We start from the raw sequence: 12,946 nt of genomic DNA, 5'->3' as shown, positions 1-12,946 counted from the left end.
CTTCCTCCAATGACGGCACGAGGAAGCAACAGGAACCAGAACGGTTCAGTAAGTCGCTTGCCCACGCCGGCATGATCCGGATCGGGTCAGTCGGGGTATGCTCTCAGCCTTTCAGCTATCCGCTTTCAGCAAATAGGGAAAGACACCCCCAGCGTGGTGTTATGATATTGGATTATTAATAAAAGAGACAACGTGTACAATTGCTGACTATTTCACTTCAAAAACCATGACTGCGTTGTCTACCTTGTACATACCGCTTTTCCAGATACTTCGAATACACAAATACAGGAGTTTGCCATCAGGAGACAATTCTTGGCCAATCACAATGCCCATGTCCGGAAGCAGTTTCCAGCCAATCAATTGATAATTCTCGGGGTTATAGCGGTACTGATATGTCAGGTTTTTCGCTGCGAAGGTTTCATTCTGCCGATTGTAATCGATGTCACCAATTCCCATGCTAGGCCAGTAATAGATTCCTGAGGGCAACCGTATGCCACCAGCGTAAATCCTGTCGCAAGCCCAACGGCCTTCCTTCTTTCCATTGAGTTCGCGAGGCATAAGTGCGGTCCATCCATCTTTATTTGTAACAGGGTAATAATTGGGCTCTCGCTTTTCACGAGTATCCCATTTCCCACTGAAATCGTGATGGATCAGTTTTCTTCCATCCAGTGTGCCAAGTGTAGGTCCAAATGATGTGCCTTGCCCTGATTCATAACCACCGCCTCCTACTTCAGGAAACTTGCCAGCCGATTTGACGAATCCACCGTACTGCTGTCGAGGCAAGAAGACATTTTTAGTTTCTCCTGACATGGCATAAAGTACGAGGTTGCGAGGCGGTTTCATGTCATAGAACATTCGTGGGGCAGCCCAAAGCTTTCCCTCATAAAACGCAAGGCTATTTGCATAGCCACCTTCCCACCAGCCTTTAATGGTGCGTACAATATTAACCCTTGGCCACGATGCTGGATCATTACCAATTCCATGTTCAGGCAACTCATATTCATACACCTCATTTCGCTGTGCATGACCAACCATATACAATTTGCGATTCGCGTGATCAATCGCGATACCACCACGGGCAAATTCACCCGCGATACGCCAACCTCCCAGCAATTTAAACGTAGACTCAGGCTTGTCCTCAGCCCATGCAGGTAAAGTGCTCAGTAAAGCAACAATAATAGTAAACAGCTTCATGATGACATCCCGGTGTATCTTGCCATGCTAAGGCATGATGTAATGGTAGTCAAAGAAAACTGACTACAACATATCGATCAAAAACGCCAGCCGATACCGGCATTGGCAAAGAAGTTAGTAGCTTGCTCGTTCAATCCCCAGGCAACTCGCACACCGATTTCGAAATTCTCTGTAACCAGAAAATGCACGCCTGGGCTGAAGTAGTGAGCACGTATCGCTTCTTCCTTGCCAGTGGAGAAGATACTGAAATATTCAACGTGGGTGTTGATCTTCTCCCCTATCGGTACTTTCAACACAAGAGAAGGCGCCCATTCGTTGAAGCGGTCTTCCTCTTCACTACCGGTGCCGTAGCGGAATGAAGCGTCGAGCTTCCATCGGTTAGCAAATTCCCATCCGAAAACATAAGTAGCAATGAAGTGTGTATCTGTTGCCGGACCGCCTGTCGGAGTGGCACCAGCCAGGATGATCGCGCTGCCGGGCATCCAGCCTTCCGCTTCGGTCAGTCGGAATTTAGAACCATACGTTACGCGATTGCCAAACTCTTTTCCGCCTTCGTCAGGCAAAGCGGCACCTTCACCATCAAGTGCTGGTATGCCAGCGATTTCATAGTTCCAACCCAAACGCAATTCCCAGCGATCCGTGAGACCATAACGCACCAACAGCTCTGGAAAGCTATGCCCTTCTCCACCATGTCGAAAATCAGTGAAAGTATATGCTGATTCCAGGATCGTTCGATGACGAGCTACCGTCGTAACAGCAGGAGTAAATGAATCACGATCTGTCTCAATTTCATCAGGCCGTTCAAAGCTTCCTTGGGTTCCTTGTTCCTGACCCAGTGCATCGCGGCGTGGCCGGCGAATGGTCCACAGTGAATCGATCCTTGAACCGCGATCTATTTCCTGCTGCATCATCATTGTTGGTGCAGCGCTCGCCTCATTGGTATTGGGTCTGACTGGAAACAAATCCTGAGCAAATGTGGGCAGCACGAATAAAAGCAGCCCAACTCCTGTAAAAACATACCGCAACATATTATCGACCATAAAGAATATGTCTTTATCGCTATCGGCAATTTGAACGATGCAAGTTCAGGAGATATGGGCAAACGGATTAGTTTAGATTGCTCGTAATCTGCTGCACTCCCACCCAAGGCTGTTCGCAAGTCTGATTCACACAATGATAGATTGTTACCTGGTCATCCACTGCATTGCGATGCTCAAGCAATGGAATTTTCAAAGGCGGGCCGACCACCAGTTTGCGAGGCATGTACTTTCGATGCAGCAATCGTAAAGCCGCTTCAGCGTCGTCTGCCTGTATGCCCGGCAAGATGGCATACTCATCGACTGGCCCCAGCCAATCATCCAACGTCAGGAACAGTTGTCCCAATGCCATAGGCTGCTTTTCCATCAGTGGAGCGTAATGCCGCAATACTTTCTCCACGTAAGGCAGATATCGATTGTCGCCCGTGATTCTTGCCAACCTCAACAACACCGTTACCGCCACAGAGTTTCCACTCGGAGTTGCATTATCGTTGATCTGCTTTTCACGGTAGATCAATGATTCATGATCATTACCTGTAAAGAAGAACCCTGGTGAAGATGCATCCCAGAACTGTTTAATCATAATGTCAGCAAGTTCCCTGGCAGCCTGCAACCAACGCGGTTGCCAGGTTGTTTCGACCAGGTGAAGCAATCCATCTATCACATAGGCATAGTCTTCCAGGTACGCATTTAACTTTGCTTGGCCATTCTCCAGCGTGGCGCGGTACAGCCTGCCATCGACTTGGCGCATGCGAGTGAGCACAAAGTCTGAAGCCCAGCTGGCCATGTCGGCATAATGCTTGTTGCCGGTGACTTGTGCAGCCTGCGCATAAGCTGCAATCATCAGTCCATTCCATGCTGCAAGTATTTTCTCATCGCGGTTGGGTTTGATTCGCTTCTCGCGGGCCGCAAGCAGTTTCATCTTGATGCGTGCCAGCCTGTCGTGAAACTCCTTCTCGCTAATCTTGTTGAGTACCAGTTCCTGATGCAGGGTTTTCGGACGATTGAGAATGTTGTGCCCTTCCCAGTTGCCTGCCTGCGTAATGTCGAACACCCCTGCAGCAAAGTCAGCATCTTCGCCCAGCACCTCGTTGCATTCTGCCTGCGACCAGACGAAGAACTTGCCTTCCACTCCTTCGCTGTCAGCATCGGTGGTGCTGTAGAAGCCACCAGACGGACTGGTCATCTCCCTTTCCACCCACGAGAGTGTTTCTTCAGCAGTACGCAGGAATTCCTGGTTGCCTGTTGATTGGAACGCTTCGAGATACACAGGCACCAGTAAGGCATTGTCATACAGCATCTTCTCAAAGTGAGGCACCAGCCAGCGGGCATCGGTGCTGTAGCGATGAAACCCACCAGCGATCTGATCGTAGATCCCGCCTCGAGCCATGTTGTCGAGCGTGAAGAGAACTATCTGTTTTGCATCTTCATCGTTGAATCGTGCCGAAAGCCGCAGCAACAGCCGGAGATCGAGCGTGTGCATGAACTTGGGTGCACTACCAAACCCACCGTGGCGCATGTCGTGAGCCTTGTTGAGCATGGTCCCGGCACCACGGAGCAGGTTTTCACCAAGCTCAACATTGCCTGTCACTTCACGGCTGACATGTTCCACGACGGCATTGGTCACATTCTGAGCCTGCTGAACGAGCATCTCGCGTTTATCTCGCCAGCCATTGATGACCGCAGTCAGCAACTGCCTGAAACTAGGCATCTGGTAGCGTGGCTCTGGTGGATAATAGGTGCCCGCATGGAAAGGCTGTAAATCAGGCGTAAGGAAAACACTCATCGGCCAGCCGCCATGGCCATTCAGAGCCAGCGTGGCATTCATGTAAATGTTGTCGATATCGGGACGCTCTTCGCGATCGACCTTGATGTTGATGAAATGTTCATTGAGCATCGTTGCGATGTCAGGATCGACAAAGCTCTCATGCTCCATGACATGGCACCAGTGGCATGCCGAGTAACCAATGCTGAGAAAGATAGGCTTGTTCTCAGCCTTGGCTTTGCTGAGAGCAGCATCACCCCAGGGATACCACTCTACCGGATTGGAAGCATGTTGACGCAGATACAGGCTGGTTTCGTTCGCTAGATGGTTCATGGAGGTATTGTAGTAGGGCACGCTGTGCGTGCCTCACCATCGCTTGTGGTAACAAAAAGATTTGTGCGCTAGGTGAAATGCATTGTTGTGGCATCACCTGATTCGGGGAGACATGAACAGCATGTCCTACTGAACTAATTCAGTGAATGTTCAGCGAGTATCCACCTCTCACTCTCATGCACCAAACTGTTAAGTGCTTCATCCCTCGTCATCCAGTGCAGTTCGTGATCGTGTTCCCCTGGCCCTCGTTCGCTCTCAGCCAATTCAGCAAGAAAGAACGTGCATTGTTTCTGAAAGTAGCGTTCTTCGGGTATGCCGTAGGCAAGCTGGTCCGCGTAGCCCAGCAATCTGATCAACCTCACACGCAGGCCAACTTCTTCCCAGCATTCGCGGATGGCGGTATCTTCGGGAGTTTCGCCCGGCTCCACACCACCGCCCGGCAAACAATATCCGCTGGTTGCTTTCACGATGGCAACGCGACCCTCGTGCTGGATCACCACATAGCTGCCTGGCCTAAGTTGGTACTCCACGCCGTCAATGCGTTGACCAAAGATGCGATCTGATTGATTGGACATAGTTTCTCCCCTCTCCCCTGGAGGGAGAGGGGTCGGGGGTGAGGGGGTTCTTTCTTGTCAGCCAAAATCAGTATATATCAGAAGCCTGCTGTTCTCTGGCCAACTGTTGTTTCTTGAGATATCGATCCAGCCAATAGACCGGAAGATTGAGGAGAATAGTGAAAGCAACCCAGAAGACTGATTTCACTTCCTTGTTGTTCCAGCCGAGGAAGTCTGCTAACTCGTTTGCGATAAAGAACGCAGCGATACCTGCGATGAAATAGACCCAGAGTGGAAAGTAATGAGTTTGTTCCCAGTTACGTTTATTGTATTCTTTGGTTTGCAGCCGCTGAAACTCACAGGCTTGTGCATATTCCTGCCCGCGGATTGCTTCGAGGATGCCCCGCTCACGTTTCACATTCCAGAAGGGGAACAAACCAACGACAATAATCCAGAAGAAGATCAGAACGATCTCGAAAGGCAACGCTGCCCGCTGATTCGTCCACCAGATCATGAACGCAATGGGGCTAAAGAGAAAACAACAAGTAACCAAAGCCCAGACGTAAGTGGACAGGACAGAACTGAGAGTCACCGGCGTTCTTTCCAGCTTTTCAAGCAAGGGTGATTCTACTTCATGCGCCAGGAATACCAGGCTGCCATCGTATCCTGCGAAACGGCAAAGCCAGCGCCGCAGCGGTATGAGTGGGATAAAAATCAAACTCACCCAAAGCGTTGCATTGACCTTGTCAGGCGAAACCTGTTCAATGCTCATCCACCGCAATCCTGTGCCATACATCGAATGGTTGCGGCCATAGTTGGGTAACTTTGATTCTTGATCGTTGAGTATCTCTCCAGAACTCATGGTAAAACCCACTTATCATTCAGCTTAACATCCAGCCGACTTTTCTTCTGCAACTTGCCTGGGAGATAGTGGATTATACATCCGGTTGCCATCGAAATGAGGGCATCTGACAAATGTTCTTTTTCCAGTCTTACAGGTACGGTATTATGCAGATGATAAATCTATCCATCTCGAATTCATGACGGACAACAGGTCGAAGATTCACAAGCCTTGGTTAAAGATAGGGCATGTAGTAGCCTGTGTTGCTGCTTCATGTTTCCTTTGGTGGGGTGTCGATAAGTTGATGTCACCTCGCCCACTTTGGTCCATTACGCTGCCTGAACGAAAAGTGTTGTATCCTCAATTTGAACAGGAGAACGGCCCGTATCTGCTGGCTGTTGAGTATCAGTTTGGTCAGGTTGCTGGGAATGTTCACATTCTGGGTTTAGTGATACTTGACAAACAGACAGGTCGCGAACTCTATCGACTATCAACCAGTGATCCCAACATTCTTCGAAGAGGGGAAACTCTTTTCGTTCCCAGAATTCACGATGATGTTGTCTGGTGGCCTGCAATGGAGAAATCCGGGAACGGCATCGGTTACGTGCTCTATTCCTGGCGATTCAAGGAAGACAACAAGCAAAAAGCAGTTCACACCTGGCACTATCCTGGTGCGTTTTCGCATGGAATTGCCTGGCCCATCAAAAGTAAGATTCTTTTTGTTCGCTACAATTGGTCGCAGCGTTTTCTGCAGATTATTTATCCAACCAATCCCTTCCTGTCGTATGCCCTGGAGTATTTCGCGAATTCTTTATCGGTTGAATTGCCAGCATGGTACGAGGCATGGCAGTTACCAGATCATCCCGATCAACCTTTGAAAATGCTCTCGCAATGGCCGGTTCCCAAGAATCGCCTTCATGCTCACTGGCAATTCTCAGACGATGGTAAGCGTGCTGTTGTAACAGAATCCTGGGGCGACGAAAGAGTGGCAGAGAAACGAGCCATTGCTAAAGGTCGCAAAGTGTTTGAAGGAGATGAACTTTTCAATCTGTTTCGACCAGATTCCCAAGGATTGCTTCTCTACGATACCACCACTGGCAAATGCATCCAGCATTACCGCGATAAAACAGCGCATTTAAAATGTGTGAGTTGGCAAGGGCCACATATTATAACCTTTTCATTGGCTACTGAGCCTCACATTCAATTAACACTGAATGAGATTCACCAAGGTGCTGCAAACCGAAACAAAAACCTCTTTAGCAACTCCTTTTATTCTCAATACAGCATTTTCAAAGTGGATGACCAGGGATTTCAGAGAGTGCCGTTCTCAGAAGAATTACACAACACAAACATGAAACTCTATGTCTCGGGAAACGAACTAAGCGGCGAAAGCTATGAAGAGCATCCAGAAAAAACACATTACCATTTTGCCATTCAGGATGGTCAACTGATAAATCTATGTACGATCGTACTACCGTATTCCACCACAATCTCTTTCCACAACTGGTTGCCTGGATCGTATCAGTATTTGCTGCTCACCCGATCTCCCTGGGTTAAACGTTTGGAATTACTTGAAGGCAAGTGGGCTATACTCAACAACCTGGTGGCACGGGTGAAGCCGACGATTGCCAAAGCGATGTACACCACCATGGTAGATGATCAGCCAGGTAATCGCCGTGAACACACATTTGACATGCGCCCGGTGACAGGCGCTCCAGGAGCGCTCTCCAAACTTTACATGGAGAAATTCCACAGTTTGGACAGAATCGTTTCTGAAGGATCGCTTTATTGTTTTGAGCTTCCATTGCATTTGCACTCCCCATGGTGGGGCCGAACTGCAGCGATGTTGCCCTGGTTCTGGTTGGCGTGGGTCATAGTACGACGGAGCTTCTTCACTCGTTCGGGCAATCATTGAACCATCAAGGTGCTGTGCGATCCCTACACGTCGCGGAACTGTTACAGTTTGCCATCGCATTTCCTGAAAACGCAACCGGACAATCAAGTCACACCTGCATCCAGTCGAAGTAAGCGATGCGAGAATCTGCATCCAGACTGGCATCAGAAAACTTATGGCACAATTCCCGACAGATCAAACCACGCCAACGCTGTCGTTGCCTCCCCGGCTGCGGTTGTTGTCTCATGCCAGCGCTGCTTCGCTGGTAGACAGCGATCCGGAAGATACCGGGCCGCAGATGGGCCTGCGCGAGCAGTTGCTGCGAGCCAAGCAATTACTGTTACAGCTGAAAGGCCTGGGACAGACACCCGATACGCCCGGACTGCAGCAGAACCTGGCGATGCTTCGCCTGACCATACGCTCATTGGAAACTGGTGAAGCGAACCAGTCTCAACTTCAGGATATCCGCCTGGTGCTTGATGAAGTGACTCGGCACTTGAATCTGCAAAGCCAGCAGCGGCGCATCCTTAACAACCATGAAGACCAGCGCAGCCAGCTCACGGAATGGTTCGAGAATGCCATTCAGAAAGACATCTGGCCACTCGATGGAGTAAGAGAGTTAGCCAATCATTTGTACCGGGAATATCTGTTGCAGGCTCCGCCGCTGTGGTGGTACCAGGCGACACCCGATGAACCATTTCTCTGGGCAGCTTCGCATGGGTTGAACACAGCTCAGGTATTGCAGCGGATGCTGCATCCCGTGCGATTTTCGTCCAGGCATATTCAGAATGCCATCCTCGCAGGGCTGCTTCACGATTTAGGTATGACCAGGCTGCCCGTGAAAGTACTGGCTGCCCAGGAACAGACCAACAGCACCACCCGTCAACAATGGCGGCATCACGCTCCCTGGCTGGCAGAACGTTTGCGACCCTATTTGAAGCCTGAAGAATTTGATGTAGCCCTCGCCATTGCTCAGCATCACGAACGGCTTGATGGCAGTGGTTACCCCATGAAACTGAAGCAGCAGGAATTGATTGATCTGGGACGACAATTGGCAGTGGCAGACAGTTATGCAGCGCTTTGCCAGCCTCGTCCTCATCGTGAAGCCTATTCCACACGCAAAGCGGTGCAGTTGGTGTTGCAGGAGGCCAGGCAAGGAAGACTGGACCAGATTGCAGCATTGCTCTTGTTGCCATGGGCCAGTGCACCCGTGGGTAGTCTGGTTGAACTGGCGGATGGTTCAACCGGAAAGATCATTGCCTGGAACCAGTTGGCGACTTCGGGTGATTGGAAGCCGATCATCGTCATGGGCAGTAACCACGAATCTCTTAGATTTCTCGACCTCGATGTAGTGCGCGACAGACACATCATAAGGGTGGTGTAACCATTTCATGAATTTCTACTGGTCATCAACCCGACATCCCTGGCCATGCCTGCTCTTCATCCTGCCTTTGCTGGTGATTTACGAAGGCAGCATGCTGTACCAGACCATGGAAGGAATGCAGCCATACCGGGCAGGGATAGACCAGTGGCTCGCGAACCTGTGCAAACAGAACCAGATGCCCGCAGAGTATTTACCCAGTCTGATGATAGCAGTCATCGGTATTGGCTGGGCGGTTGTGAAGTGGGACAGATCGCCTCCCGAATCGTGGACATTAGTAGCGGGCATGTTTCTGGAAAGTCTGGCCTTATCCCTGGCTCTCTGGGGGCTGGGAGTTGTGGTGACTTCTCAATTGTCCCATCTGAGTATTAACACTCGCACTTTGCAGGCTGTGGCGTTGATGGGCAGTGGTATTTTTGAAGAGATTCTCTTCAGACTGTTGGGCTTTGGATTGCTCTACTGGCTGTTCAAAAGTGTGGTGCAGGATCGTACAGCCTTGGTATTATCCTTGATGATTTCTGCATTTGGTTTTGCAGCAGCCCATTGCCTGGGGCCACAAGGGGAAGCATGGGAATGGAAAATCTGCCTGTTTCGGAGCATGGGTGGTGTTTATTTTGGACTATTGTTTCATTATCGCGGATTAGGTATCGCAGTTGGCACACATTGTGCTTACAATGTGTTGGTTGGTTTGTTAGGATAAATCGTTGGATTCATCGAAGCTGTAACTGCACAAATGGTATCAAAGTGCAACAGCAAAATGAGCCAGTGTGTTTATTTCGTACTAAAGGTTTGGTATTCAATAAAGATGCAATTGGCTCGCAAAGGTATTTACCTGGTAATGTTGCCGGGGTAACATGGCATCATCTTGAACCGATTTTTATGGGAGAACATTGGATGAAGCATGCCTCATCTTCACGACGGTCAGCTTTCACACTGATTGAATTACTGGTGGTCATCGCCATCATCGGCTTATTGATGGCCCTGCTGTTACCTGCGGTGCAGCGCGTTCGCGAAGCAGCCAACGCGATGTTGTGCGCCAACAATCTTCGCCAAATCGGCTTGGCCATGCATAATTACCACAACGATACCAAGAAGTGCCCTCCAGGCAGTTACAATTCTGTGGTAGGAATGCCTACTTACCCCAATTTTGATTTAGCCAATGGCGGTCCTTATGTTGGTGTCTTGGTTACACTGCTTCCATATCTGGAACTCGATTCTGTTCGTGCGAGCATTCTCGATACCCAGAAAATGTTTCCGCTACCTGTCGGGCCAGTACCGTTAAGCACCACGCAGATGAATCTGAACATCAATGAAGCGCGCTTGCCATGGTGGACGCTTGCGGCGAATCAACTATCAGCTCAAGCCAAGATGAAAATGTTTGAATGCCCATCGGATACGGTAAGAGAAACAACTACCAATGGGACTATAGTGTATCTAATAACTACCAATAATCCTGCAGACTTACTTGTCTATAAACAAGCAGATACACTGACTGGCGCTCTAGGCGAAGCCTTAGGACGAACCAACTATGTTGGATGCGCAGGCTTATTGGGAGAAGTTACTCTTTCTTCTGACTCGTCCGCATTGGCCGCTAATAAGTACGTTGGAGTATTGACCAATCGCAGCAGCTTAACGCTAGGTCAGATTTCGAACAAAGATGGCACGAGCAATACGATTATTTTTGGTGAAACCATTGGAGCTAATCTAGCTGCTGGTCGTGACACTGCACTGTCGTGGGTTGGTGTCGGTGCATTGCAGACTTACTGGGGAAATGGTAGTGCCAAACGTTCTGGAAACGATGCATCACAATGGTACAAATTTGGCAGCACCCATACTGCGGGATCACAGTTCTGTTTTGGGGACAATTCTGTGCGTACTCTCAAATTTGAAAATACTAATGATGGCGGAACTTTTCTTAACACCCCCCCCTATATCAGCGGATCTACTGAATGGTTTACGCTCCAATCTCTAGGGGGATGGCGTGATGGTGCGCAGATTAATATCAGCAATCTTGAACCTTAAACACATGACGATGGTAATTCACCTATTTGGGGAGGATATTCCTCCCCTTATTTGTTAGTTACTCAAACTGAGCAAAATCTGACGGATGGTTTTCCATAACAGTAAGTGTGACAAGCGTTTGCGGCAAGGAATGCACTATTCTGCCAACGATGCGAACCACATCAATATGATGGTAAATCGCCTTTTAGACAGGCTCTCCTTCTGAAAGTGCTCAGCTTGAGTTAGTTATAATTGTATAACTGTACTTAGTATCGTATTGGAGTTGCGTATGCGTTACACCATGGCCATTTTTATTAGCTCATTCCTGCTACTGATTCTTTCAGGTTGTGGGGATAATAAAGGTAAAGTAGAAAAAGGCGGGGAAGTTCCTGTTGATCCTAATGTAAAACTCTCGAAATTGAAAACTCCAGATATGGGTGCCCCAGCACCTGCAGCAAAATCAGGTGGACTGGCGCCTTCAGCTAAGCCTGGCAAGTCCAAGTAATGCTATATCAAACATGGACATGTAACGTGCTGGCAAGGGTGTCAGACACGCTTGATCATTTTTTTCGATAGGAGACTGACAATACATGTCGATTTGTACAGCAATCCAACATGTTCATGCCCGTGAAATTCTGGATAGCCGGGGTAACCCAACACTGGAAGTGGAAATCAAACTGCAAGGCGGAGCCTTTGGCCGGGCCGCAGTGCCCAGCGGCGCCAGCACCGGTGAGCATGAAGCAGTAGAACTGCGTGACACCAGCGACAAGAAACGATACCTCGGCAAGAGCGTGCAGACTGCAGTCAAGAATGTGAACACCATCCTCGGCCCAAGCCTGGTGGGCAAGAATGCTTTCGACCAGACTGCAATCGATCAGCAGATGCTGCAAGCCGATGGCACACCGAATAAGGGCAAGTACGGCGCTAATGCCATCCTGGGTGTGTCGCTGGCAACAGCCCACGCCGCCGCTGATGCACTGAACATACCCCTGTACCGCTACCTGGGTGGTGCCAACGCCCGCGTGCTGCCCGTCCCCATGATGAACGTGGTGAACGGTGGCAAGCACGCTGACAACAACGTCGATCTGCAGGAATTCATGGTGATGCCGCTGGGTGCCCGCAGTTTCAGCGAAGCACTTCGCTGGGGCACGGAAATCTTCCATCATCTCAAGAACGTTTTGAAAGATCGTGGCTACTCAACAGCCGTAGGTGATGAAGGTGGCTTTGCCCCTAACCTGAAAACCAATGAAGAAGCACTCGAAGTGCTGAGTGTTGCCACCGAGAAGGCAGGATATAAGCTGGGTGACCAGATTCAGTTCGCACTTGACCCTGCTACTACAGAACTGTTTGAAGAAGCGAAGAAAAAGGGCAAGGCCGGTTACTGCTTCTTTAAGAGCGCACCCGACAAGGTCATTAGCACGGATGAAATGATTGATTTCTGGGTGAAACTCTGCGACAAGTTCCCCATCTGCAGCATTGAAGACGGCCTGGCGGAAGACGACTGGACAGGCTGGCAGAAACTCACCAGCAAACTGGGCAGCCGGATTCAGTTAGTGGGCGACGATCTGTTCGTCACCAATCCGCAGCGGCTGGCACGAGGCATCAAAGAGAAGAGCGCCAATGCCATCCTGGTGAAGGTGAACCAGATCGGAACCCTGACCGAAACTCTGGAAGCCATTGAACTGGCCAAACGACACAGCTTTGGCGTAATCAGCAGCCATCGAAGTGGCGAAACCGAAGATACTACCATAGCCGACCTTGCAGTGGCTACCAATGCCGGCCAGATCAAGACCGGCGCACCCAGCCGCACAGATAGAACCGCCAAATATAACCAGTTGCTGCGGATTGAAGATGATCTGGGAAGTGCCGCGAGGTTTGGCGCGGAGCTGTGGGGACGATAGAATCCACTTGAATTTAGAAAAGCCTGCAGCACCAACCTGCAGGCT

11 protein-coding genes and 1 riboswitch are annotated in these 12,946 nt (G+C 49.7%); of the genes, 6 read left to right on the top strand and 5 right to left on the bottom strand.

What is annotated here, in order from left to right; translation table 11 throughout:
- Positions 1-41: 41 nt before the first annotated feature.
- A riboswitch (TPP riboswitch) is annotated at positions 42-160 on the bottom strand.
- Between the two features lie 47 nt (positions 161-207).
- The 5 genes from JNJ77_01605 to JNJ77_01585 all read right to left on the bottom strand — a co-directional run bounded on the left by JNJ77_01605 (position 208) and on the right by JNJ77_01585 (position 5,745).
- Positions 208-1,194 (bottom strand): hypothetical protein, encoded by a 987-nt coding sequence (locus JNJ77_01605; GenBank protein ID MBL8821253.1) that lies wholly within the window; start codon positions 1,192-1,194, stop codon positions 208-210.
- A gap of 77 nt (positions 1,195-1,271) precedes the next feature.
- On the bottom strand, positions 1,272-2,222 hold the full coding sequence (locus tag JNJ77_01600; protein MBL8821252.1) for a transporter: 951 nt from the start codon (positions 2,220-2,222) through the stop codon (positions 1,272-1,274).
- 79 nt (positions 2,223-2,301) lie between these two features.
- Positions 2,302-4,329 carry a thioredoxin domain-containing protein gene (locus JNJ77_01595; GenBank protein ID MBL8821251.1) on the bottom strand — a complete coding sequence of 676 codons (2,028 nt, stop codon included), beginning with the start codon at positions 4,327-4,329 and terminating at the stop codon, positions 2,302-2,304.
- Between the two features lie 134 nt (positions 4,330-4,463).
- Positions 4,464-4,904 carry an NUDIX domain-containing protein gene (locus JNJ77_01590; protein ID MBL8821250.1) on the bottom strand — a complete coding sequence of 147 codons (441 nt, stop codon included), beginning with the start codon at positions 4,902-4,904 and terminating at the stop codon, positions 4,464-4,466.
- Positions 4,905-4,971: 67 nt separating this feature from the next.
- The gene (locus JNJ77_01585) at positions 4,972-5,745 is read right to left on the bottom strand and encodes a hypothetical protein (protein ID MBL8821249.1); all 774 of its coding nucleotides are present in this window, start codon (positions 5,743-5,745) and stop codon (positions 4,972-4,974) included.
- A gap of 283 nt (positions 5,746-6,028) precedes the next feature.
- Between JNJ77_01585 and JNJ77_01580 the strand changes: the two genes are divergently transcribed.
- The 6 genes from JNJ77_01580 (at position 6,029) to eno (ending at position 12,901) form a co-directional block, all read left to right on the top strand.
- Positions 6,029-7,639 (top strand): hypothetical protein, encoded by a 1,611-nt coding sequence (locus JNJ77_01580; GenBank protein ID MBL8821248.1) that lies wholly within the window; start codon positions 6,029-6,031, stop codon positions 7,637-7,639.
- A 154-nt stretch (positions 7,640-7,793) separates the two neighbouring features.
- Positions 7,794-9,002 (top strand): HD domain-containing protein, encoded by a 1,209-nt coding sequence (locus JNJ77_01575; GenBank protein ID MBL8821247.1) that lies wholly within the window; start codon positions 7,794-7,796, stop codon positions 9,000-9,002.
- A 7-nt stretch (positions 9,003-9,009) separates the two neighbouring features.
- Positions 9,010-9,699, top strand: a complete 690-nt coding sequence (locus JNJ77_01570; protein MBL8821246.1) for a CPBP family intramembrane metalloprotease — start codon at positions 9,010-9,012, stop codon at positions 9,697-9,699.
- Positions 9,700-9,893: 194 nt separating this feature from the next.
- A complete protein-coding gene (locus JNJ77_01565) occupies positions 9,894-11,021 on the top strand; it encodes a DUF1559 domain-containing protein (GenBank protein ID MBL8821245.1) in 1,128 nt (375 codons plus the stop codon).
- A 268-nt stretch (positions 11,022-11,289) separates the two neighbouring features.
- Complete coding sequence (locus JNJ77_01560; protein MBL8821244.1) at positions 11,290-11,505, top strand: hypothetical protein; 216 nt, start codon at positions 11,290-11,292, stop codon at positions 11,503-11,505.
- A gap of 85 nt (positions 11,506-11,590) precedes the next feature.
- Entirely contained in the window at positions 11,591-12,901 is a 1,311-nt protein-coding gene (gene eno, locus JNJ77_01555; protein MBL8821243.1) for a phosphopyruvate hydratase, read from the top strand.
- Positions 12,902-12,946 lie beyond the last annotated feature (45 nt).

This window comes from Planctomycetia bacterium (genome assembly GCA_016795155.1).
In the GTDB taxonomy this organism is placed as follows: Bacteria; Planctomycetota; Planctomycetia; order Gemmatales; family HRBIN36; genus JAEUIE01.
The sequence above is the reverse complement of the archived record's forward strand: the minus strand, read 5'-3'. Positions and strand labels throughout refer to the sequence as shown.

What these genes read in the sequence shown, in the direction of transcription:
- eno (MBL8821243.1), top strand. Translation starts at nt 11,591, where the DNA reads ATGTCGATTTGTACAGCAATCCAACATGTTCATGCCCGTGAAATTCTG.
- JNJ77_01600 (MBL8821252.1), bottom strand. Translation starts at nt 2,222, where the DNA reads ATGTTGCGGTATGTTTTTACAGGAGTTGGGCTGCTTTTATTCGTGCTG.
- JNJ77_01595 (MBL8821251.1), bottom strand. Translation starts at nt 4,329, where the DNA reads ATGAACCATCTAGCGAACGAAACCAGCCTGTATCTGCGTCAACATGCT.
- JNJ77_01560 (MBL8821244.1), top strand. Translation starts at nt 11,290, where the DNA reads ATGCGTTACACCATGGCCATTTTTATTAGCTCATTCCTGCTACTGATT.
- JNJ77_01605 (MBL8821253.1), bottom strand. Translation starts at nt 1,194, where the DNA reads ATGAAGCTGTTTACTATTATTGTTGCTTTACTGAGCACTTTACCTGCA.
- JNJ77_01565 (MBL8821245.1), top strand. Translation starts at nt 9,894, where the DNA reads ATGAAGCATGCCTCATCTTCACGACGGTCAGCTTTCACACTGATTGAA.
- JNJ77_01585 (MBL8821249.1), bottom strand. Translation starts at nt 5,745, where the DNA reads ATGAGTTCTGGAGAGATACTCAACGATCAAGAATCAAAGTTACCCAAC.
- JNJ77_01590 (MBL8821250.1), bottom strand. Translation starts at nt 4,904, where the DNA reads ATGTCCAATCAATCAGATCGCATCTTTGGTCAACGCATTGACGGCGTG.
- JNJ77_01575 (MBL8821247.1), top strand. Translation starts at nt 7,794, where the DNA reads ATGGCACAATTCCCGACAGATCAAACCACGCCAACGCTGTCGTTGCCT.
- JNJ77_01570 (MBL8821246.1), top strand. Translation starts at nt 9,010, where the DNA reads ATGAATTTCTACTGGTCATCAACCCGACATCCCTGGCCATGCCTGCTC.
- JNJ77_01580 (MBL8821248.1), top strand. Translation starts at nt 6,029, where the DNA reads ATGTCACCTCGCCCACTTTGGTCCATTACGCTGCCTGAACGAAAAGTG.